This window comes from Leadbetterella sp. DM7, from assembly GCF_040829825.2.
Taxonomy (GTDB): domain Bacteria; phylum Bacteroidota; class Bacteroidia; order Cytophagales; family Spirosomataceae; genus Leadbetterella.
In genome coordinates this window covers 117665-137413 of record NZ_JBFOLH020000011.1, presented here as the reverse complement: position 1 = coordinate 137413, position 19749 = coordinate 117665, and the positions used below count along the sequence as shown (strand labels likewise).

The 19749-nt window shown below is 48.6% G+C and carries 21 protein-coding genes and 1 pseudogene; 13 read left to right on the top strand and 9 right to left on the bottom strand.

All coding sequences use genetic code 11. From position 1 onward, the window contains the following. Positions 1-4: 4 nt before the first annotated feature. On the bottom strand, positions 5-2236 hold the full coding sequence (locus AB2U10_RS13310; RefSeq protein ID WP_367915066.1) for a multicopper oxidase domain-containing protein: 2232 nt from the start codon (positions 2234-2236) through the stop codon (positions 5-7). Between the two features lie 210 nt (positions 2237-2446). Here AB2U10_RS13310 and AB2U10_RS13305 point away from each other — a divergent pair, with 210 nt between their 5' ends. After that, positions 2447-3364, top strand: a complete 918-nt coding sequence (locus tag AB2U10_RS13305) for a helix-turn-helix domain-containing protein (RefSeq protein WP_367915065.1) — start codon at positions 2447-2449, stop codon at positions 3362-3364. Here AB2U10_RS13305 and AB2U10_RS13300 read toward each other — a convergent pair. Continuing rightward, positions 3358-3724: pseudogene (locus AB2U10_RS13300) on the bottom strand (MBL fold metallo-hydrolase); the annotation flags it as partial. The gene AB2U10_RS13305 and the pseudogene AB2U10_RS13300 overlap by 7 nt on opposite strands. Before the next feature lie 166 nt (positions 3725-3890). Here AB2U10_RS13300 and AB2U10_RS13295 point away from each other — a divergent pair. Both AB2U10_RS13295 and AB2U10_RS13290 read left to right on the top strand, forming a co-directional pair. Continuing rightward, on the top strand, positions 3891-4349 hold the full coding sequence (locus AB2U10_RS13295) for a DUF1569 domain-containing protein (protein ID WP_367915064.1): 459 nt from the start codon (positions 3891-3893) through the stop codon (positions 4347-4349). Positions 4350-4353: 4 nt separating this feature from the next. Beyond that, a complete protein-coding gene (locus tag AB2U10_RS13290; protein ID WP_367915063.1) occupies positions 4354-4713 on the top strand; it encodes a DUF4180 domain-containing protein in 360 nt (119 codons plus the stop codon). Between the two features lie 21 nt (positions 4714-4734). Here the strand turns inward: AB2U10_RS13290 and AB2U10_RS13285 are convergent, their stop codons facing one another. The 3 genes from AB2U10_RS13285 to AB2U10_RS13275 form a co-directional block, all read right to left on the bottom strand. Beyond that, complete coding sequence (locus AB2U10_RS13285; protein ID WP_367915062.1) at positions 4735-5019, bottom strand: addiction module antidote protein; 285 nt, start codon at positions 5017-5019, stop codon at positions 4735-4737. Positions 5020-5027: 8 nt separating this feature from the next. Further along, complete coding sequence (locus AB2U10_RS13280; protein WP_367915086.1) at positions 5028-5228, bottom strand: type II toxin-antitoxin system RelE/ParE family toxin; 201 nt, start codon at positions 5226-5228, stop codon at positions 5028-5030. A gap of 194 nt (positions 5229-5422) precedes the next feature. Next, a complete protein-coding gene (locus AB2U10_RS13275; RefSeq protein ID WP_367915061.1) occupies positions 5423-6490 on the bottom strand; it encodes an alpha/beta hydrolase in 1068 nt (355 codons plus the stop codon). 250 nt (positions 6491-6740) lie between these two features. On the opposite strand from AB2U10_RS13275, the gene AB2U10_RS13270 reads away from it, so the two are divergent. The 10 genes from AB2U10_RS13270 (at position 6741) to purN (ending at position 16103) form a co-directional block, all read left to right on the top strand. After that, the gene (locus tag AB2U10_RS13270) at positions 6741-7406 is read left to right on the top strand and encodes an NYN domain-containing protein (protein ID WP_367915060.1); all 666 of its coding nucleotides are present in this window, start codon (positions 6741-6743) and stop codon (positions 7404-7406) included. 80 nt (positions 7407-7486) lie between these two features. Continuing rightward, the gene (locus AB2U10_RS13265; RefSeq protein ID WP_367915059.1) at positions 7487-8119 is read left to right on the top strand and encodes a TetR/AcrR family transcriptional regulator; all 633 of its coding nucleotides are present in this window, start codon (positions 7487-7489) and stop codon (positions 8117-8119) included. Positions 8120-8169: 50 nt separating this feature from the next. Beyond that, a complete protein-coding gene (locus tag AB2U10_RS13260; protein WP_367915058.1) occupies positions 8170-9450 on the top strand; it encodes a TolC family protein in 1281 nt (426 codons plus the stop codon). A gap of 26 nt (positions 9451-9476) precedes the next feature. Then, positions 9477-10430: an HlyD family secretion protein gene (locus AB2U10_RS13255; protein WP_367915057.1), complete on the top strand. Its 954-nt coding sequence runs from the start codon at positions 9477-9479 to the stop codon at positions 10428-10430. A gap of 47 nt (positions 10431-10477) precedes the next feature. Then, the gene (locus tag AB2U10_RS13250; protein WP_367915056.1) at positions 10478-11392 is read left to right on the top strand and encodes an ABC transporter ATP-binding protein; all 915 of its coding nucleotides are present in this window, start codon (positions 10478-10480) and stop codon (positions 11390-11392) included. Continuing rightward, positions 11382-12140, top strand: coding sequence for an ABC transporter ATP-binding protein (locus AB2U10_RS13245; RefSeq protein WP_367915055.1), 759 nt, complete (start codon positions 11382-11384; stop codon positions 12138-12140). Before AB2U10_RS13250 ends, AB2U10_RS13245 begins: the two co-directional genes overlap by 11 nt. 79 nt (positions 12141-12219) lie before the next feature. Beyond that, on the top strand, positions 12220-13353 hold the full coding sequence (locus tag AB2U10_RS13240; protein WP_367915054.1) for an ABC transporter permease: 1134 nt from the start codon (positions 12220-12222) through the stop codon (positions 13351-13353). Positions 13354-13355: 2 nt separating this feature from the next. Continuing rightward, positions 13356-14474: an ABC transporter permease gene (locus AB2U10_RS13235; protein WP_367915053.1), complete on the top strand. Its 1119-nt coding sequence runs from the start codon at positions 13356-13358 to the stop codon at positions 14472-14474. 45 nt (positions 14475-14519) lie between these two features. Continuing rightward, on the top strand, positions 14520-15461 hold the full coding sequence (locus tag AB2U10_RS13230) for a Na/Pi cotransporter family protein (RefSeq protein ID WP_367915052.1): 942 nt from the start codon (positions 14520-14522) through the stop codon (positions 15459-15461). 72 nt (positions 15462-15533) lie between these two features. Then, positions 15534-16103, top strand: a complete 570-nt coding sequence (purN, locus tag AB2U10_RS13225) for a phosphoribosylglycinamide formyltransferase (RefSeq protein WP_367915051.1) — start codon at positions 15534-15536, stop codon at positions 16101-16103. Between the two features lie 5 nt (positions 16104-16108). Here the strand turns inward: purN and AB2U10_RS13220 are convergent, their stop codons facing one another. The 4 genes from AB2U10_RS13220 to AB2U10_RS13205 all read right to left on the bottom strand — a co-directional run bounded on the left by AB2U10_RS13220 (position 16109) and on the right by AB2U10_RS13205 (position 19698). Beyond that, entirely contained in the window at positions 16109-16504 is a 396-nt protein-coding gene (locus tag AB2U10_RS13220) for a DoxX family protein (protein ID WP_367915050.1), read from the bottom strand. Between the two features lie 2 nt (positions 16505-16506). Continuing rightward, entirely contained in the window at positions 16507-16740 is a 234-nt protein-coding gene (locus AB2U10_RS13215) for a DUF4834 domain-containing protein (protein ID WP_367915049.1), read from the bottom strand. A gap of 75 nt (positions 16741-16815) precedes the next feature. Continuing rightward, positions 16816-18039 carry a TlpA family protein disulfide reductase gene (locus AB2U10_RS13210; protein WP_367915048.1) on the bottom strand — a complete coding sequence of 408 codons (1224 nt, stop codon included), beginning with the start codon at positions 18037-18039 and terminating at the stop codon, positions 16816-16818. Between the two features lie 549 nt (positions 18040-18588). Next, positions 18589-19698, bottom strand: coding sequence for an alpha/beta hydrolase (locus AB2U10_RS13205; RefSeq protein ID WP_367915047.1), 1110 nt, complete (start codon positions 19696-19698; stop codon positions 18589-18591). Positions 19699-19749 lie beyond the last annotated feature (51 nt).

The window sequence follows — 19749 nt, the reverse complement described above, 5'->3', positions numbered from 1 at the left end:
GGCCTCAGTAATTCAGCGATAGGCCCGCACCAAATCCCATATCACTATCATAATGTACCCGGATACCCATGTTCCGGTTAAGGATATACCGCAGGTCAGCCATATACTCCTGGTCGGTATTCACCATAAAACCCGCCCTTATCCGCCGGGAAACCGGGATGTCTTCCCGCATCAGTGACAGGCGCAGGAGGCCGTCGTGATACACCTCTGCCTGCACATTCACCAGCATGGGCAGGGTATATATGAATCCCAAGCTCACGGCCGCCCGGTCATCTTTTTTATTGACCTGCCCAAACCAGTTTTTCTCGTGCGGGTCCATTCCCATTTTGCGGTAACGCCAGTCAAAACCCACAAACGGCATCAGCCACTGCATCCTGCCGATATACCGTCCCAGGTGCGTTTCCACCTCGTAACCGTGCATGTCGTTATAGCCCAGGCGCCATTCCGTACCCAGGCTGTAACGGGCATTCATCAGCATGGCGTCACCGTCAATACCGTTCGTGGCAAAGTCGCTCTGAGCCATCAGGTGAGGCATATTGTGCTCCCGCTGCAGGGTACGGTAGGCTTTTGCCCTGTCTGGCACGTAGGGATTTTGATAATCGCCCACGTCAAACACCCGGTTCATTCCTGCCATCATGTGGTAAAGGATGTGGCAATGAAAAAACCAGTCGCCCTCCGTATTGGCCTGAAATTCCAGGGTATCGGTTTCCATGGGCATAATATCAATGACGTTCTTCAGCGGCGCTTTATCACCGTGGGCGTTCACTACCCGGAAGTCGAACCCGTGCAGGTGCATGGGGTGGCGCATCATGGAGTTATTGTAGATGGTGATTCTCAGCACCTCACCCTTTTTTACCGGTATCTTATCCGTCTCAGCCAGGATGCGGTTATCCATGCTCCACACATAGCGGTTCATATTCCCGGAAAGTGTAAATTTCAGCTCCCTGACCGGGGCATCTTTGGGAAACGCCGTGCTGTGGGGTGCCTGAAGCATGGCATAATTCAGCGTCACCCGGTCATGCATACCGTGATTTTTATCCATAGAATGCGCATGGCCATCGTGTCCCCCGCCGGAAGCTTCGGGATACATCACGGTATTCATATCCATTTGCTGCAATGACATACTCATGCCCATATCATCCAGATCCCCGTTCATTTTCATCATGTCGTTCATCATCTTCATGCCCTCAAAGTACTTCAGGCGGGGCATCTCACCCACAGGCTGCCGGGTGCCGTTGCCGATAAAATAGCTGGCTGATTGGGTGCGGTCTTCCGTGGTAGCCATAAATTCATAGGCCTTGCCGTCTTCAGGAAGGGTAAGTACCACATCATACGTTTCGGATACAGCAATGAGCAGCCTGTCTACTTCCACCGGTTCCACATCATTACCGTCACTGGCCACCACGCTCATTTTTCCGCCGGCATACCGGAGCCAGAAGTAAGAAGAAGCCCCGCCGTTAGAGATGCGCAGGCGGACCTTATCGCCGGCTTTAAGCGGCTTACCGTCCACGCTTTTCAGTTCTGTAACGTGATTTCCGTTCATCAGCACTTTTTCATAATACACGTCACTTACATCCATGGCCAGCATACGTTTCCACTCGTTTGTGAGCTTGGTGTTGAAATGTTTCTGGCGGATGGCCTCTGCGTAGCTTTGGGTAGATCCTTTCTTTATGGCAAACCAGTCGCTGGCCGCATGCAGCATCCGGTGCACGTTTTCCGGTTTGAGATTGGTCCACTCGCTTAATATGACCGGCACAGCAGGAAGATCATCTATTCCTTTCCGGAACGTCTTATCGCCGGCCTTTTTGTGCATAATAAAGCTGCCGTACATCCCGATCTGCTCCTGCAGGCCGGCGTGGGAATGGTACCAGTGCGTACCGTTCTGGATGATGGGGAAGCGGTAAGTAAACGAAGCCCCCGGCTGAATGGACTGCTGGGTTAAATGGGGGATACCGTCTTCTTTATTCGGCAAAAATACCCCATGCCAATGAATAGCCGTACTTTCTTTCAGCCGGTTATGCACCACGATCTCCGCCGTATCGCCCTCAGTAAATTCAAGGGTGGGCATGGGAATTTGCCCGTTAGCCGCAATAGCCCTTTTGAGTTTACCGGCATAATTAACGGTGGTATCGCTTAAATATAACTCGTAAGGCACCACCTGCTGTGCAAAAGCCAGCTGTGCAGTCAGGATCAGCCCCGTTAAAAGAGATCTCTTAAAAAATTTTTGTGTACCCATACTGTAGACCGGAAACGTTCCTTTTTGTGTCAGAATTTATTTCACTACAAATTTCAACACAATCCGGCACAGGCTTATTATACAATTTTCGGATTCCCTTGTGAGATTTACGGCTGAAGTCAATAATTTTCTTATCAATTTCACTGATTTGCATCTTTCAGTGCCCTCACTTGCTTTTTAATTAATAAATTTAACTTTTATCAGGCAGATATGAAAGAAGTTTTAAGGATAGACACGGTAGCGGAACACGACGCATTTTACCACAAAGAAAACCGGCATCCGCTGGTCAGCATTATGGACTTCGACGGGCGGGTACCCGAAATTTATGCTTCCCGGATGAATTTCGGGTTTTACGCCGTGTACCTGAAAGAGGTGAAATGCGGCGACATGAAATACGGGCGCTATACCTATGACTACCAGGACAGGACCCTGGTTTTCGTAGCTCCCGGGCAGATTATTCATGTGGATATCAACAAAGACTACAAGCCCCAGGGCTACGCATTACTGTTTCACCCCGATTTAATCAGCGGCACTTCACTGGGAAAACATCTGCAGGACTATACATTTTTTACGTATCAGACCAAAGAGGCCCTTCACTTATCCGAGGCCGAAAGAGAAATAGTGCTGGGCTGCTTTGACAGGATCCGGTACGAACTGGAACAGGGGGCAGACAGCCACAGTAAAAATCTTATTGTTTCCAATATTGAACTGTTCCTGGATTACTGCATGCGCTTCTATGACCGCCAGTTTATCACCAGAAATGAATTCAATACAGGCATTCTGGAGCAATTTGAGAAAATCCTGAATGATTATTACCGGTCTGACCAGCCCCAGAACATCGGTTTGCCCTCCGTGGCCTACTGTGCGTCAAAGCTGAATCTCTCCGCCAACTACTTCGGCGACCTGATCCGGAAAGAAACCGGCAAAACGGCTTTGGAATACATCCAGCTCAAAGTAATAGCCCTGGCCAAGCAAAAAATACAGGAAAACCGGAAACCTCTGAACGAGATTTCCGATGAGCTGGGCTTCCGGTACCCCTCCCACTTCACCCGTTTATTCAAGCGAAAAACCGGGTTGACACCGAATGAATTCAGGAGGGCCGGTGTACCTGCCATGGGGCAGGCGTAGGACGGGATGCCACGGTCATCAAATGCCTTCAGTCCGCATATGTTGTCATCATGAAAGTGGGTGGGAATAACGGCCATTATTTTACACTGAAGTGATTTCCCCGATCCATTGGATCAGTTCTTCAGCTCCGGGGTCATTAGTAGGCGTATCAAAACCAATCACTTCCTTATTATTTCTCACAATGAGGCCGTTACAGGGCACATTCCCGAAATCATTGGTTTGCTTAAAAGAAGTATGTTCAAAGGAATTTTCGGCAATTTGAGTAATAACCAGGCTTTCAGACCGGTGCACTTCTTTGGGTTGGAAAGCCTCTTATTTCTCAGAACGGCAGTTCCAGTTTACTACGGAAGTGGTTCTGATTCTTTATGATTTAGTACAGATATAGCAATCAATTCCCAAATCTGTACCATTTTTCCAGGAAATTACTTACCAGTAAAACTCACTTCCCCTGAAAAGTTCAGATTCCCGATATCAATGATCATACACCAGAAATGAATATATTGCATGAAAAACAGGTGGGTTCATTATGATTAACATCTTAGACAGGACAAGCATATTTGATATTTTAAGTCACCTACACCCCGGTGAAAAACCGCGCTTCGGAGCCATGAGCCCGCAGCACATGGTGGAGCACCTGGCTTTTTCGGTCCGTTTTTCTAACGGGAAAGAGCCCCAGAAACACTACTATTCGCCGGAGAAAGAGCACAAAATCAAAACCTATATCCTGGATACCGATAATGATTTCATGATCGGTTTTAAAGCACCGGTTTTACCGGCAGAAGGGCTTCCGGAGCTTCGATGCGCTAACCTGGATGAAGCGGTTTCCGTTTTAAAAAATGAGCTGGTGGATTTTGACCGGTACTTTGAAGAACATCCGGCCGCTCTGCCCGTGAACCCTACCATGGGCGAATTAAATTACCGGGAATGGGTACGGTTTCACAACCGTCATTTTGCACATCATTTTAAACAATTCGGGTTACTTTAAGCTAATGAAGATTCATTCTCACAAGATAAACGATACGGAAATTGCAGAAGTAATTTCAGAAGATATCCTGATCAGGAGCACGGAAGATGCGCTGGACCTGCTGGGGAATATTTATTACCAGGGTTTTGACGGCCTGATCCTACACCGGGAAAATATCACTCCTGATTTCTTTGACCTGAAGAATAAAATGGCGGGCGACATCCTCCAGAAGTTCTCCAATTACCGGGTTCGCCTGGCCATTGTCGGCGATTTTTCGGAATTCTCCGGTAAAAGCCTCCGTGATTTTATTTTTGAAAGCAATAAAGGGAAACTGGTGAACTTTGTGGGGACGATGGATGAGGCCCTGAGAGCGTTGACTCGATAAAAACCCTTTTCTGCTTTATTCTTATACAGATAGAGGGTTCACTCTTATTTCCCCGCCAATGGCTTTCAAAACTTTCCTGACCGTTTCAAACTGGGGTTTTGACCCTTCCGATAAGGCTTTGTACAGGCTGGGCCGGCTCAAACCGGTTTCTTCCGATATTTTGGTCATCCCGATAGCTCTTGCAATATGGCCGATTGCCGTAACAATATCCGAATCATCACCTTCTTCCAAAACCGTGTTGAGGTATTCTGCAATCATTTCATTGCTGTCCAAATAATCTGCGATATCCAATTTTGAACTGTCCATATGCTTACTCATTTTATCCTTCTCCAAATTTCCTTTGCCTTTTCAATATCTTCCTGTTGTGTTGATTTATCTCCGCCCGCAAGGAGGATAATTATTTGGTCACCTTTTTCTCTGAAATAAACCCGGTACCCTTTGGCATAATTTATTCTCAATTCACTGATTCCTTCACCCACAGGCTGGCAATCGCCAAAATATGCATTGCTTTCAATTTTTTGCAGCCTGAACAGAATTTTCGCTTTGGTCCTGAAATCCTTTATTTTTTTTTAGCCATTTGTCAAATTCTGTAGTTTTTTCGATAAAGTACATTTAGTTATGTGTATTCATTTGGATACAAAAATATAAAAAGAAATTGTATTCCTATTATTTATTCATCTTTTTTCAGTTGTTGTGATCTCCTCTCCCACTATCTATCCAACCCCCTTTCTTTCAACCATTGAGACATAAGATCTGCAATTTCGATATTGTTCAGGTCAGAAAAGGGGAAATGCGTATTGCCTTTAATACCGGCTTCCGGCAAATGAACGACTGTCGCATCTCCTCCGTTCCGGTTAATTGCGTCTGCCCAAAGCCGGGCCATTTCCAGGCGAGCACGCCAACCGTCAGCACCGGGATTGGGGTCGGTCTTTGCCGGAATATAATCGCCGTAATAAATAATGATCGGGATGCGGGTCAGCTTCAGAAAGTCTTCGCGGGGTATTCCCAGGGCCTCCAGGGGGCCGGCCGAGCTGGCTATAGGGGCCGGTACTTCTCCTTCCGGGAACACAAAACCGGTTCCGGGCTCATACGAAACTATGGCCCTTACATTCGGATTTTTAATGGCCGTTTTCCAACCCATACCGCCGGAATGCGAGTGGGTGACCAGGATGGCGGGACCGATCTTCTGAAACAGCGCCGAAGCCGCATCCGTATTCACTTCCATATCAATAGGCCCTATGCTGGGCGTCATGGAACGGAAATACTGGTTAAGGGTCTCTTTATCGCGGGCAAACTGAACGCCGGGGAAATATTCCGGCCAGATGCCCACGCGGAAAGTACCAAACCACCCTTGTTCATCAGGAACCGGGCTGATGGTAGCTTCTACCGTGCTGCGCCCGGCATTTCCACGCCTGGGCTGATCCATGACATATACGCTGAAGCGTCTTCTTAAAAAAATATTCTGGTATCCCTCGCGCCCGTCGGGTGTGGTCTCCCAGGTCTTTGAAAACTGCCCGATACCGTGCCAGAGCACCAGGGGGAATTTCCTTGCTTTTACCGGAATCTGGTAAAATACATAGGCATGGTCACCGTGAAAGGTCTGGCCTTCGGGTGTCCGTTTTACGGGATCAAAGGTGCCGGGATTCGTAATGACCGTTCCCCCTGCAGCAAAGCTGCCCTGCTCCTGGATCATCAGCGGCTTTTGTTTCTGAGCATACACAGGAGGTAGAAGAAAAAGAGGCAATGTAAGCGCAACGATGAATACTGATTTGTTCATGATACCAGGGTCAAAAAATTTATTGCAAATTTCACTACATCAAACAACTGTTCAGGTATATGGATTACTTATTTAATTACCAAAATTACGGGTAGCTCTACGGCATAAAAAACATGAATTTCTTTTGGATAATTAAAAAAAATAGTATATTTGCAATTGTATAGAGCTCATGGCTACGTATTCTCAATTGTGACATTTTGTTAAAATTATAGCGAGAATGCCCACCCATGAGCATTTTTTTATCCATACAATGAAAAAAACTGCCATTTTAGTTGACGGTGCCTTTTTCTTAAGGCGATACAGGAATATCATCAAGGATGCTTCACCTGATCCTGTTAAAACAGCAAATGCTTTATGGATGATGTGTATGCTGCATTTATACAAGGAAAAGAACGAGAAATTCAATCTATACCGGATATTTTACTACGACTGCTTACCGTACGATAAAAAGCAGCACAATCCTTTAACGGGAAAAGCAATCGACTTTTCGAAGACGGAAACACACCAATTTCAGCTGGCTTTTTTTGAAGAACTGCGTAAAAAAAGGAAAGTAGCCCTACGGCTCGGAATCCTGGAAGATGGAAACAAGTGGATAATAAAACCCGAAAAAACCAAAGCCCTGCTTAAGGGAAACATTACCGTGAAGGATTTAACAGAAAACGACATCCAATTTGACTTTAAGCAAAAAATGGTGGACATGAAAATCGGTATCGACATTGCGTCAATAGCCTTAAAGAAGCAAGTGGATCAGATCATTTTAATTGCGGGCGACAGCGATTTTGTGCCTGCCGCTAAATTGGCAAGGCGGGAAGGAGTCGATTTTCTGCTGGATCCCATGTGGAACCCCATAAAACCTAACTTGTTTGAACATATCGACGGATTGTACTCTACATTAAAATACAAGACCCGGAAATAGTATTTTAATCAAATGATTAAAATATTTGGTTAAATAAAATTTCCCCCTTTATATTTGCCGGTGAAAAGAGTTCAGAACCAATGGCAAAGAATAAAACAGCAGAGAATCTGGATGCTACCACTGAAGAAAAAATAAAGGAGGCAGCCCGTGTGGTGTTTCACAAAAAAGGCTTTGCCGCTACCCGTACGCGCGATATTGCCGAAGAAGCCGGGATAAACCTGGCCCTGCTGAATTATTATTTCCGGAGCAAGGGCCGGCTGTTTGAAATCATCATGCTGGAAACCGTTTCCGGTTTCATTCAGACCATGGCTTTGGCATTAAATGACGAAGAAACCACCCTGGAAGAAAAAATCAGGCGGGTTGCCTCAGCCTACATTGACCTGATCAGCAAAGAGCCGGACCTGCCGATTTTTATGCTCAGTGAAATCCGCAATAACCCGGATCTCCTGCTGCACAAGCTGCCCATTAAACAAACCATTCTGGGGTCTGTATTTTTCAGGCAACACCTGGCTGCCGTACAAGAGGGAAAAATCACCGAACCCAATCCCCTGCATTTTTTGATGAACCTGATCGGTTTAATCATGTTCCCGTTTATTGCCAGTCCCATGTTGAAAAGGCTGGGTGATCTGCAGGATAAGGATTTTGACCGGCTTATGCAGGAACGTAAAAAGCTGATTCCCCTCTGGATAAGCGCCATGATGAAAGCAAAATAGTTTTTTTTGCCCTTAGACTAATCATTTGATTAAAACAAAAAGACAAAAAGATGATCAAAAAAATAGCGCTAATCTTTACCTGCTGGCTAACGGCCTGCGCCGGTGCAAATGCCCAGCAGCTTACCCTGGAAGAATGCTACCGGCTGGCAAAAGCCAACTACCCGGTCATTCAGAAAATGGACCTGATAACCCGGTCAGGCGAGTACGACATCCAAAATGTGCAAAAAAGATACCTTCCGCAGGTCAATTTTTCGGGCCAGGCTACTTACCAGTCGCAAACCGTGAGCTTTTCAGATGCTATGGGCGCGCTTCCTGCAGGAATTCAGCTGCCGTCTGTCAGCAAAGACCAGTACAGGATACAGGGAGAGGTCAGCCAGCTCCTGTACGACGGCGGCAGCACCCGGCACCAGCAGGAACTGATCCAGGCCGGTACCGAGCTACAAAAGCAAAGCCTGGAAACCAGCTTATACGCTATCAACTCGCGGATTAACGGTATTTTCTTCTCTATCCTGCTCATGGATGCCCAGCTCAGGCAAAACGAGCTGAACAAGGCCAACCTGCAAACCCAGGTACAGAAAACCGAAGCGGCGCTCGAAAACGGTGTGGCATTCAGGAGTAACCTGGATGAGCTGAAAGCGGAGATCGTGAACATAGACATGGCAGGTACGGAATACCGGGCCAACCGGACGGCGTTTCTGAAGATGCTCTCCCTGTTTACCGGTAAGGAACTGTCAGAAGCCACGCAGCTGGCCGTACCCGAAGCCCGAAGTACAGACAATACCATTAACCGACCCGAGCTGAAAGCATTTGACCTGCAGAAATCTGTTTACGACGTACAGAAAAAAGATTTAAAATCAGGTTACATGCCCCAGATCAGCGCGTTTCTGCAGGGTGCATACGGCAGGCCTACCTTAAATATTATCGAGAATAAATTCGGCCCCTGGTATGTAGCCGGTATACGGATGAGCTGGTCGCTGGGTAGCCTGTATACTTTATCAAACCGGAGAAACACGCTTTTGCTGAACCAGCGGACGGTAGAAGCCGACAGGGAAACGTTTTTATTCAATACCCGCCTCGACCTGATCCAACAGGATGAGAATATAAAAAAATACGCCGATCTCATTCGCCGGGACGAAGAAGCGATCGCTCTCCGGAGCACGGTTACCCGGTCTGCCGAAGCCCAGCTTAGTAACGGCGTTATTACCACGCACGAATACATCCAGAAAGTAAATGCCGAGCACCTGGCACGCCAGAATAAGATAGTGCACGAGATACAGCTCTTACAAGCCCGGTATAACCAGAAATTTATAACGGGAAAAACAGAACAGTGAATAACGAATAATGAACTGAATAGAAAATGAAAAGACTTATTGTATTGATATCGGGTGTATTGCTCCTGAATGCCTGCAAGCCGAAAAATGATTTTGATGCTTCCGGGAACTTTGAGGCCGATGAGGTAATTGTCTCCGCCCAGCAAAGCGGAGTGCTCTTAAGTTATAACGTTAAAGAGGGCGATTTATTACAGGCAGGAGAAGCTGTGGGACAGATTGATGTGCAGGTGCTGGAGCTCCAGAAGCAGCAAACCGAAGCCGGCATTACGGCGCTGGGTGAAAAAACGGTGTCGCCCAACGACCAGGCGGAATGGGTACGCCGCCAGCTGGAAGTGCAGAAATCACAGCTGGCCCAGCAGCTCCGGGAGAGAACCCGTACCGAAAACCTGGTAAAAGCCGATGCCGCTACCCGGAAGCAGCTCGACGACATCAATGCTTCTATTGATCAGCTGCAGAAGCAAATTGCGGTAACCGAGCAGCAGATCAGGCTGAACACCTACAACACCCAAACGCAAAACCGAAGCATTTTAAGCGAAAAAGCTCCCCTGGAAAAGGCCGTAGCGCAGCTGCAGGAACAGATCAATAAGGGCCGGATCATCAACCCCGTAACGGGAACCGTGCTGGTCAGCTATGCCCTGAAAGGCGAAATGCAGGTCACCGGTAAGCCCCTGTACAAAATTGCCAATACCGATACCCTGGACCTGAGAGCCTATATTACCGGAACCCAGCTGCCGCAGGTTAGAACAGGCCGGCAGGTAACCGTACGGATCGATAACGGCAAAGACAGCTACAAAGAATATCCCGGAACGATCACCTGGATCTCTGCCAAAGCTGAATTTTCACCCAAAAGTATCCAGACCAAAGACGAAAGAGCCAACCTGGTGTATGCCATGAAGGTACGGGTAAAAAACGACGGGTACCTGAAGATAGGGATGTACGGGGAGGTACTTTTTAACGGACAATTGACAGTTGACAATTGACAATTATTGTCCGTTGTCCATTGTCCATTGTCAACTGTCAATTAATTATGGTATCAGTAAGTGTAAATAATATCGTTAAAACCTTTGGCGCGGTAACGGCTGTGAACAACGTCTCGTTTGAAGTACAGAAGGGCGAGTTGTTCGGTCTGATCGGTCCTGACGGTGCCGGTAAGACCACGCTCTTCCGTATTCTGACCACGCTGTTGCTGGCCGATAGCGGAACGGCCACCGTAGAAGGGTACGATGCGGTAAAAGAATACCGGACCATCCGGAACATAGTGGGCTACATGCCTGGTCGCTTTTCATTGTACCAGGACCTGACCATAGAAGAAAACCTCGCCTTTTTCGCTACCGTATTCGGCACCACCCTGGAAGAAAACTACGAACTCATCAAAGACATTTACGAACAGATCAGGCCATTTAAGCACCGCCGGGCCGGTAAGCTTTCGGGCGGGATGAAACAAAAGCTGGCGCTGTGCTGCGCACTGATCCACAAGCCCGAAGTTCTGTTTCTCGACGAGCCCACCACCGGTGTAGACGTGGTTTCAAGGAAAGAATTCTGGGAAATGCTGGGCCGGCTGAAAGCGCAGGGCATCACCATCGTGGTTTCTACACCCTATATGGATGAAGCCACCCTCTGCGACCGGATCGCCCTGATGCAAAACGGCCGTATCATGTCTATTGACACTCCTGCTAATATTGTCGCCCGGTTTCCGAAACCGTTGTTTGCCGCAAAAGCCGCCAATATTTACCGGCTTCTCCAGGATTTACGCTCCGATACCCGTGTAGAAAGCTGTTATGCCTTTGGCGAATACCTGCACGTAACCCTGCCTGAAGAACATGCTGACACCCTTGACGTGATGCGGATTGCCGGAAGAAACCAGCCGGAGGGGCTGGAGGTAAAATTAATTACACCTTCAATTGAAGACTGCTTCATCAACTTAATGGAGAATGGAAAATAACATTTCAAAGGCAGAAAAAGCCATCAGCTGCCGTAACCTGACCAAGCAATTCGGTGATTTCAAGGCCGTAGATAACATTTCGTTTGAGGTGGAGCAGGGCGAGATCTTCGGTTTCCTGGGGGCAAACGGGGCCGGGAAAACCACGGCCATGCGTATCCTCTGCGGGCTCTCCTACCCTACGTCGGGCCAGGCCACCGTGGCCGGCTTTGATGTGTACCGGCAGCAGGAGAAGATCAAGAAGAACATCGGTTATATGAGCCAGAAATTCTCGCTGTACGATAACCTGACTTTGCTGGAGAACATCGAGTTTTACGGAGGCGTATACGGTGTTTCAAGACCGGAAATAAAAACCCGCAGCCGGGAGCTGGTGGCCCGGCTGGGACTGGAGCAGGAAGCCGGGAAGCTGGTCGGCGGGCTGCCCCTGGGCTGGAAACAGAAGCTGGCGTTTTCCGTTGCTATTTTTCACCGCCCGAAAATTGTGTTCCTGGATGAGCCCACCGGCGGCGTAGACCCGGTCACCCGCCGGCAGTTCTGGGATATGATCTACGAAGCTTCAGCCGGGGGTATCACGGTATTCGTCACCACCCACTATATGGACGAGGCCGAGTATTGTAACCGTATCAGCGTAATGGTAGACGGCCGGGTGGAAGCCCTCGACACGCCGGCCCGCCTGAAGCAACGGTTCAAGGCCGGTACCATGGATGAGGTGTTCTACCAGCTGGCGAGGGGAGCGAAGAGAGGGGATTAGCGCCGCGTTTGGGGTAAATAGAGCCGGGTAAGTAATACCCGGTGGATAAGTTTTACAATTGTTTAAAAAAGTATTTAAAATGAGGTCTTCACTATCAACCCTCACGTTCCAGCTTTCTGCTTTTATACGGAAAGAATTTTACCATGTGTTCCGGGACCGGCGTACTTTGCTGATCCTCTTCGGAATGCCCGTGGTACAGATTCTTCTTTTCGGGTTTGCCCTGAGCAGCGAAGTGAAAAATATCGGGATCGCCGTTCTCGACAATGCCCGCGATGTGCAATCGGAGCAGATCATCTCAAAAATACAGTCAAGCGCGTATTTCCGGTTAACACCGCCTGTACTTAATTACCCTGAAATTGAAGAGCGTTTCCGGCAGGGTACCATAAAATGCGCGCTGGTATTCCCGGCTCATTTCGGTGCGGATCTGTATAAGACCGGCGGTGCGCAGGTACAGGTGATCGCCGACGCCTCAGATCCCAATACCGCCGCTACGGTAAGTCATTACCTGGAGGCCATTATCGGCCAATACCGGCAGGAGATCAACCCTTCTGCCGGGCTGCCGTACCGGATCGTTCCTGAAATTCGGCAGCTGTACAACGAGGAGCAGAACGGCTCGCTCAACTTCATTCCCGGGGTGATTGCCCTGATATTTATGATTGTGAGCACGGCACTTACCTCGGTGGCTGTAGTGCGCGAAAAAGAAACGGGCACCATGGAGATCCTGCTGGTATCGCCCTTCCGGCCCATCATGGTGCTGATTGCCAAAGCTGTGCCGTACCTGGTGCTCTCCCTCATTGATTTCATCATTATCCTGCTGCTGGCCGTATTCCTGCTGAACGTGGAGATCAGGGGCAGCCTGTTGCTGATTTTTGCAGAGAGTATATTGTTTATCATCACCTGCCTTTCGCTGGGCCTGCTTATTTCCAACATTACGGCTTCGCAGCAAACGGCCATGATGGTATCTATGATGGGAATGATGCTCCCTACCCTCCTGCTTACCGGCTTTATGTTTCCTTTGGAAAACATGCCCCGGATCTTCCAGTGGATCTCGCACATTGTGCCTTCAAAGTACTACTATGCGATCATCAAGGGCGTCATGCTCAAAGGACTCGGCTTTACCTATGTCTGGAAAGAAACGCTCATCCTCGCAGGCATGGCCACCGGGCTGCTGACGCTGGCATTAAAGAATTTCAGAATACGACTTGACCATTAACCATGCTGAGTTTCCTGTTACAAAAAGAGTTTCGCCAGATATTCCGGGATAAGACTATCCTGGCGATGATGTTTTTCGCCCCTACCATGCAGCTGATCATTTTGCCTTTTGCTGCCAATTTCGAAGTTAAAAACGTCCAGGTAGCCTATGTAGACCACGACCACAGCAGCTATTCAAGGCAACTGGCCGCTAAAATTGCGTCATCGGGCTATTTCCGCCTCACAGGCCAGCCGGGTTCCTATAAAGAAGGGCTGGAAATGATTGAATACGGCACGGCAGACCTGGTGGTGGAAATCCCGGCCGGGTTTGAAAAAAACCTGGTGCGTGAAGGCAGCCAGAAAGTAAACGTATCGGTAGACGCTATCAACGGCACCAAAGCCTCGCTCGGCGGGGCCTACCTGGTATCGGTGCTGGCCGATTTTAACAGTGCGCTGGATGTAAACATAAAGGCGGCCGGTGCAGCCTCCCTTATCCCCTCGCCGGAGATCTCCGTGGCCGGCATCAACTGGTACAACCCCAGGGCAGAGTACAAATACTACATGGTTCCCGGTATCCTGGTGCTGCTGCTCACCATGATCGGCGGCTTTATCACCGCATTAAATATTGTAAGAGAGAAAGAAATAGGAACCATTGAGCAGATCAACGTAACACCCATCCAAAAGTGGCAGTTTATCCTGGGGAAGCTCATTCCTTTCTGGGTGGTGGGAATGATCGTATTCACCATAGGCCTCACCGTCATGTACCTTATTTACGGCATATTCCCGAAAGGCAACTTACTGGTGCTCTATGCATTTGCTGCCGTATACCTCGTGGCCCTGCTGGGACTGGGGCTGCTGATCTCCACCTTTGCCGAAACCCAGCTGCAAGCCATGTTCATTGCCTTTTTCTTCATGATGATCTTTATGCTCATGAGCGGCTTCTTTACCAGCACCGACAGCATGCCCGGCTGGGCACGGGTCATTTCCAACTTCACGCCGGTCACCCATTTCATTAAGGTGGTCCGCCTGATTGTATTGAAAGGCAGTCCTTTTACAGCCATCCGGGCTGAGCTGGGCTATCTTGCTCTTTTTGCCGTAGCTTTAAACGGTCTTGCTATTCTGAATTATAAAAAAACAAGCTAACTTTAGACATTTTCCAATACCTGAGACCGGCACCCGGTAACCGATATGTTAGAAAGCTTTCAGACCGTTATTATTATCATTGCATCCATTGCACTGTTTGTTTTCGGATTACACAGCTTCAGCAAAGAAATAGAGAGCTTTGGTACCGACCGGCTTTCAAAATGGACCGATAAAATAACGCAGATTCCCCTGGGTGGCTTCTTTTTGGGCGGGGTACTGACGGCCGTTATCCAGTCGAGCACCCTGATATCCACGCTTACCGTTTCACTGGTTAACTCGGGGGTGATTACGTTTCGCGACAGCATCCTGATCCTGCTGGGAACCAACATCGGCACGACGTCTACGGCCTGGATCGTGTCGATGAACTCTTATTTTCTCGGGCCTTTCTTCATTGTGCTGGGATCGGCCATCAGTATGATCCCCACCAAAATTGCCGTGGCGGGGAAATCGGTCTTTTACTTCGGTTTTATCTTTTTTTCGCTTTCGTATATCAGCCAGGCCATGGAGCCTATCCGCGACGACCCCTTCCTGGTGCAAATCCTCTCAAGGGCTTCCAACCCGCTGCTGGGCATCATCTACGGCATTGTCATTACGGTCATTATCCAGTCAAGCTCGGTAGTGGTAGGACTGGTGATCGTGCTGCTTTCGCAGGGAACCATCGATATCAACTCGGCCATTCCTATCGTCATCGGGGCTAACATCGGCACCACTTCCACGGCCTTGCTGGTGAGCATGCAATATTCCTCTGTTTCCAAGCTGGTGGCCTGGGCCGCTTCTTTCTTTAATATTATCGGGGTGATCATCATGTTCCCGTTTTTCGGCCTTCTGAAGCACATTGCCGTTAATTTCAGCCATCTGCCCTCCCTGCAGGTAGCCATTGCCTATACCATCAGCAATACGTTTACATCCGTTTTCTTCCTGGTATTGATCAATCCTACCCTGCGGAGGCTTCAAAAGCACAAATGGTATACGCCAGATGCACAATAGATGTGCACAATTTTGTACTTTTGCAGGCGATAACGCTCCGCCCGGGGTATACTTCCCGGAATTTTTACATGCATGAAAAAAATTGCTATTTTTGCCTCCGGCTCAGGCTCTAACGCAGAAAATATTATCCGGTATTTTAAAGGCTCCGGTTCGGTAGAGGTAAGCCTGATCCTGACCAATAACCCTTCTGCCGGGGTGATAGAGCGGGGAAAACGTCTCGACGTTCCCGTGGTGGTATTCAGCCGCAACAATTTCAGCCAATCGGATGCCGTGGTCCGGCTGCTGCAGAATAACGGCACTGACTGGGTTATCCTGGCGGGTTTCCTGTGGCTGGTTCCTGAGAATCTTATCCGGGCCTTCCCCGGCCGCATTATCAATATCCACCCAGCCTTACTTCCTGAATACGGTGGCAAAGGCATGTGGGGCCATCATGTGCACGAGGCCGTGGTACGTAACGGCGAAAGCCGGTCAGGCATCACCATACACTACGTAAACGAGCATTACGACGAGGGCGAAATTATTTTCCAGGCTCAATGCGAAGTATTGCCCACCGATACGGCCGATGCAGTGGCCCAAAAGGTGCATGAGCTCGAATACCGGCACTTCCCGGAGGTGATTGAAACAGAGATCCTGAAAAGCTAAGTCGCTTATTTCTTGTCGAGGGCATATTTTCCCGGACCGGTCAGGATAAGAGCCACTGAAATCACCAGGTATATCAAAGACATTTCTTTAATTTTAAAGGGATCAGAGGCATGCACCACAAAAGCGGCAACCAGCATCGTTACAGCATTGAATATCAGCGCTGTACGGGTGAAGAGTCCCAGTATAATCAAAATACTGCAAAAGAATTCAGCAAATACCGCCAACCCCAGGCTGAGCCCTGACCCGAGACCCACCGGGTCACTGAACTCGAAGTTCCCCACCACCATCTTCTGGAATTTGGGCCACCCGTGCGTAAGCATAAAGCCAAATGAAAAAAAACGTAAAATTAATAAGCCCAGATCCAGTGATATCGGGGTTGCAGATCTTAATTTTTTCAGCATAATTATTTAACTTCTTCGTAATCAATGTACTGTCCATCCGAGTCACTCGATCGCTGAGGCCGGTTGGGTGTAGCATTCTCTACCCTTATATCCCCTTCTTTCCGGGTGGGTCTCTGCTTTTCGTAATATTTCTTCTGCTCCTGAACTACTTTGTTCATGACCAGCATACGAAATACAAAACGAACCACCGGTCCGATAAGTATAAAAAATAAAAACAGAAGAAAAAGAAATTTCATTGGTATAATCGGAAATGATATATAAATATAACGTTGAAAAGGTCAAATCCATTCACCGTTCATCAGGAAAATAGCTCATTCAGCCAGCCGGATGAGGTGAGGGAGAATCTCGGGATCATTGGGCCGCCGGGCATTGGCATCCACGATCTTGCCGCTCTTGTCTACGAGCATATACCGGGGAATGCTCCGTATACCCAGCTTTGCCAGCACTTCCGCTCCCCAGCCGCCTTCCACATGGCCGTTGACAAAATCTTCCAGTCCGTTAGACTTGATACCTTCCTGCCATCTTTCCACCGTATCATCAATAGAGATATACAGGAAAACAATATCCTTTTTCAATTTTTCGGGCAGGGTTTCGTGCAATTTCCGGGCATATGGGAACTGAGCCTTGCAGGGACCACACCAACTGGCCCAGAAATCAATATACACCACTTTTCCTTTGAATTCCGAGAGGTCAAACGTTTTTCCTTTCAGGTTGACAAAGGTTAAAACGGGGTTCTCTTTTGCCTGGCGCTCCCGTTCCTTTTCTGCGACCACGGCCTGCTGCCGGGCTATATCGTCGAGGTATGTTCCTGTAAACCGTGCCCTTATTTCGTCGTTTTCCACCTGGCTGACCACACTTTGAGCCAGGCTGGAGCTCAGGTAGGCTTTGTAGGCAAAAAGCAGCTGCGCCAGCGAATAATCTGCTATTTCTCCTTTTAAATGCTTCAGCGAATATTCTGCCTTGTCGTTTACCATCAGCAGCATGTTGGTATATTTCTCAAAGTTTCTCTCCCTTGAATTCTCGTAGCTCACATAATACGGCACCAGGTGGCGAAAGGCCCTGTATTTCAGGTTAAAAGGGTAAGCCATCTCCTGTTTCCGGAATCCCCTGGTAATTTCTTCCGGCACCGATACCAGCCTCCTGGATTTCTGGTCGTTATTGGCCCGGATCACCGGGTAAGCATACAGCAGGTGCCAATACTGGAAATCGGCTTCCCGGGTCAGATGGTTCTTCAGGAAAGGGGTGACCGGGGCATTTTCCAGGAGTTTTTTCTGGGCAGCTCTTTGTTCAAAAAGCTCCATTTCCAGCGCATCTACAGTCATGGAGGCAAAACGTTCATATTGCGCGGCATTGTCGTAATATTTTGCAAACCTGGTCGTAAAATCTTCCATGAACTCCCGGTTGCCGGCTCTTGAAAGCTCGGCTTTCAGAGAATCTTCATACGACCTGAATACAATACTATCGGTGCTATCCGGTACGGCCTGCTGCGCATAAGCGGCAGAAGACAGCAACAACAGGAAGAATATTTTTTTCATTTATCGTAAAGTTTTCCGTTTAAAGGATCCGAAAGATATTTTTATAGCCCGTTGCATTTTATTTGACCCCTTCAGGGTCAGGGCTCGCTGGTCATACCTGCTTAATCCTATATATATTTGACCCTTTCAGGGTCAGGGTTTGGCGGTTATACCTGTTTAATTTTATAAATATTTGACCCTTTCAGGGTCAGGGTTTGGCGGTCATACTTGTTTAATTCTATAAATATTTGACCCCTTCAGGGTCAGGGTTCGCCGGTCATACCTGTTTAATTTTATAAATATTTGACCCTTTCAGGGTCAGGGTTTGGCAGTCATACTTGTTTAATTTTATAAATATTTGACCCTTTCAGGGTCAGGGCTCGCTGGTCATACCTGTTTAATTCTATAAATATTTGACCCCTTCAGGGTCAGGGTTTGGCGGTCATACTTGTTTAATTTTATAAATATTTGACCCTTTCAGGGTCGTTGCCATGGTAAATATTCTTTACAACTGTTGACAAGGTAATACACCTTTAAAAGGCCTTTCCAGTCTGCTTTTGTATATATTCTCTACAACCGTTCAAAAAATTCGATAAAATGGAGGAACGGTTGCTGCCAGTATTTTTCTTCGTGCCGGCCGGTGTCGTCCCACTCCAGGGCTGCACGGGTGCTCCTCCCCTGCCGGAAGGCATCGTACAGCTGCCGGCTGAAAACCGGCAGGGTTTCTCCTTCCTCTTTCCCGTAATAGATTAGCACGTTCCGGGGCTTGTGATCTTCAAGCCCTTTCCTGACCTGGTCCAGCACATAGGGGTTGCCGGGCAAAGGTCGGGCCTGGGCCATAGAGAAAAGCCCGGCGGCCTGAAAAACATCCGGGTATTCCAGGATGGCTTCCAGCGAGATCAACGCACCCATAGAGCTGCCGGCAATTGCCCTTGACCCGTTGGTACGGAACTGCGCTTCCACCCGTGGAATCAGCTCCTTAACCAGAAACTGCAAATAATGTGCCCCATTGATTTCCCGTGGCTCTTTCCACGGGTAAGGAGAATATTCACTCAGCCGGTCGGCGTCAGAGCCGATCCCCACAATGATGCATTGCCCCCGGCCAAAGCGGTTCAGGGAATCGATTGTTTCATCCACCCGCCATTCCTGCCCGTTATGGGTATAATAGCCGTCAAAGAGATTCTGGCCGTCATGCAGGTAAATAACCGGGTATTTTCTTTTCCCGCTTTCGTACCCTTGCGGCAGCAAAACCCAGTAGGCCTTGTCTTTTTGAAGAATCTGCGAATGAAGGGTATCAGCGGTCAATCGTTCAATGGCTTCAGGCACTTTCCGGATCCTGTCGCTCCACCCGGCTATAGTGAGAACCACCAGGGTATCTCCCGAAACGGTCAGCCCGCGGTTAGCGAGCGGGTAGCCGTTGGCACGGCATTCTGCTGTTGACCAATGGCCGCGGGTAACCTTAAACTCCAGGCGGCTTCCTGCCGGCAGCGAAAGCTCCAGCCGGTAGCGCCCGGCTTCTTTCCGGAAAAATGCCGAAGAATCGGCCGGGTTCCACCCTACGCGGTCAGAAGCCAGGTAAAAGCGATCGTCTTCACCCGGGTTTTCCAGCTCAAAAACCACCTTTTTCTGTGCATGTGCCCAGAACGGGAGAAGGAGCAGGAAAACGACCCATTTGTTCATATTTTTCAGTTCGTTATGCAATCAGCCCTTATTCATCCGGTGGTCACGTGA

Coding starts and splice junctions, on each gene's coding strand:
- AB2U10_RS13260 (WP_367915058.1), top strand. CDS start 8,170: ATGATCAAAAAAATAGCGCTAATCTTTACCTGCTGGCTAACGGCCTGC.
- AB2U10_RS13290 (WP_367915063.1), top strand. CDS start 4,354: ATGAAGATTCATTCTCACAAGATAAACGATACGGAAATTGCAGAAGTA.
- AB2U10_RS13240 (WP_367915054.1), top strand. CDS start 12,220: ATGAGGTCTTCACTATCAACCCTCACGTTCCAGCTTTCTGCTTTTATA.
- AB2U10_RS13230 (WP_367915052.1), top strand. CDS start 14,520: ATGTTAGAAAGCTTTCAGACCGTTATTATTATCATTGCATCCATTGCA.
- purN (WP_367915051.1), top strand. CDS start 15,534: ATGAAAAAAATTGCTATTTTTGCCTCCGGCTCAGGCTCTAACGCAGAA.
- AB2U10_RS13205 (WP_367915047.1), bottom strand. CDS start 19,698: ATGAACAAATGGGTCGTTTTCCTGCTCCTTCTCCCGTTCTGGGCACAT.
- AB2U10_RS13265 (WP_367915059.1), top strand. CDS start 7,487: ATGGCAAAGAATAAAACAGCAGAGAATCTGGATGCTACCACTGAAGAA.
- AB2U10_RS13215 (WP_367915049.1), bottom strand. CDS start 16,740: ATGAAATTTCTTTTTCTTCTGTTTTTATTTTTTATACTTATCGGACCG.
- AB2U10_RS13275 (WP_367915061.1), bottom strand. CDS start 6,490: ATGAACAAATCAGTATTCATCGTTGCGCTTACATTGCCTCTTTTTCTT.
- AB2U10_RS13305 (WP_367915065.1), top strand. CDS start 2,447: ATGAAAGAAGTTTTAAGGATAGACACGGTAGCGGAACACGACGCATTT.
- AB2U10_RS13220 (WP_367915050.1), bottom strand. CDS start 16,504: ATGCTGAAAAAATTAAGATCTGCAACCCCGATATCACTGGATCTGGGC.
- AB2U10_RS13255 (WP_367915057.1), top strand. CDS start 9,477: ATGAAAAGACTTATTGTATTGATATCGGGTGTATTGCTCCTGAATGCC.
- AB2U10_RS13270 (WP_367915060.1), top strand. CDS start 6,741: ATGAAAAAAACTGCCATTTTAGTTGACGGTGCCTTTTTCTTAAGGCGA.
- AB2U10_RS13295 (WP_367915064.1), top strand. CDS start 3,891: ATGATTAACATCTTAGACAGGACAAGCATATTTGATATTTTAAGTCAC.
- AB2U10_RS13250 (WP_367915056.1), top strand. CDS start 10,478: ATGGTATCAGTAAGTGTAAATAATATCGTTAAAACCTTTGGCGCGGTA.
- AB2U10_RS13310 (WP_367915066.1), bottom strand. CDS start 2,236: ATGGGTACACAAAAATTTTTTAAGAGATCTCTTTTAACGGGGCTGATC.
- AB2U10_RS13210 (WP_367915048.1), bottom strand. CDS start 18,039: ATGAAAAAAATATTCTTCCTGTTGTTGCTGTCTTCTGCCGCTTATGCG.
- AB2U10_RS13245 (WP_367915055.1), top strand. CDS start 11,382: ATGGAAAATAACATTTCAAAGGCAGAAAAAGCCATCAGCTGCCGTAAC.
- AB2U10_RS13235 (WP_367915053.1), top strand. CDS start 13,356: ATGCTGAGTTTCCTGTTACAAAAAGAGTTTCGCCAGATATTCCGGGAT.
- AB2U10_RS13285 (WP_367915062.1), bottom strand. CDS start 5,019: ATGGACAGTTCAAAATTGGATATCGCAGATTATTTGGACAGCAATGAA.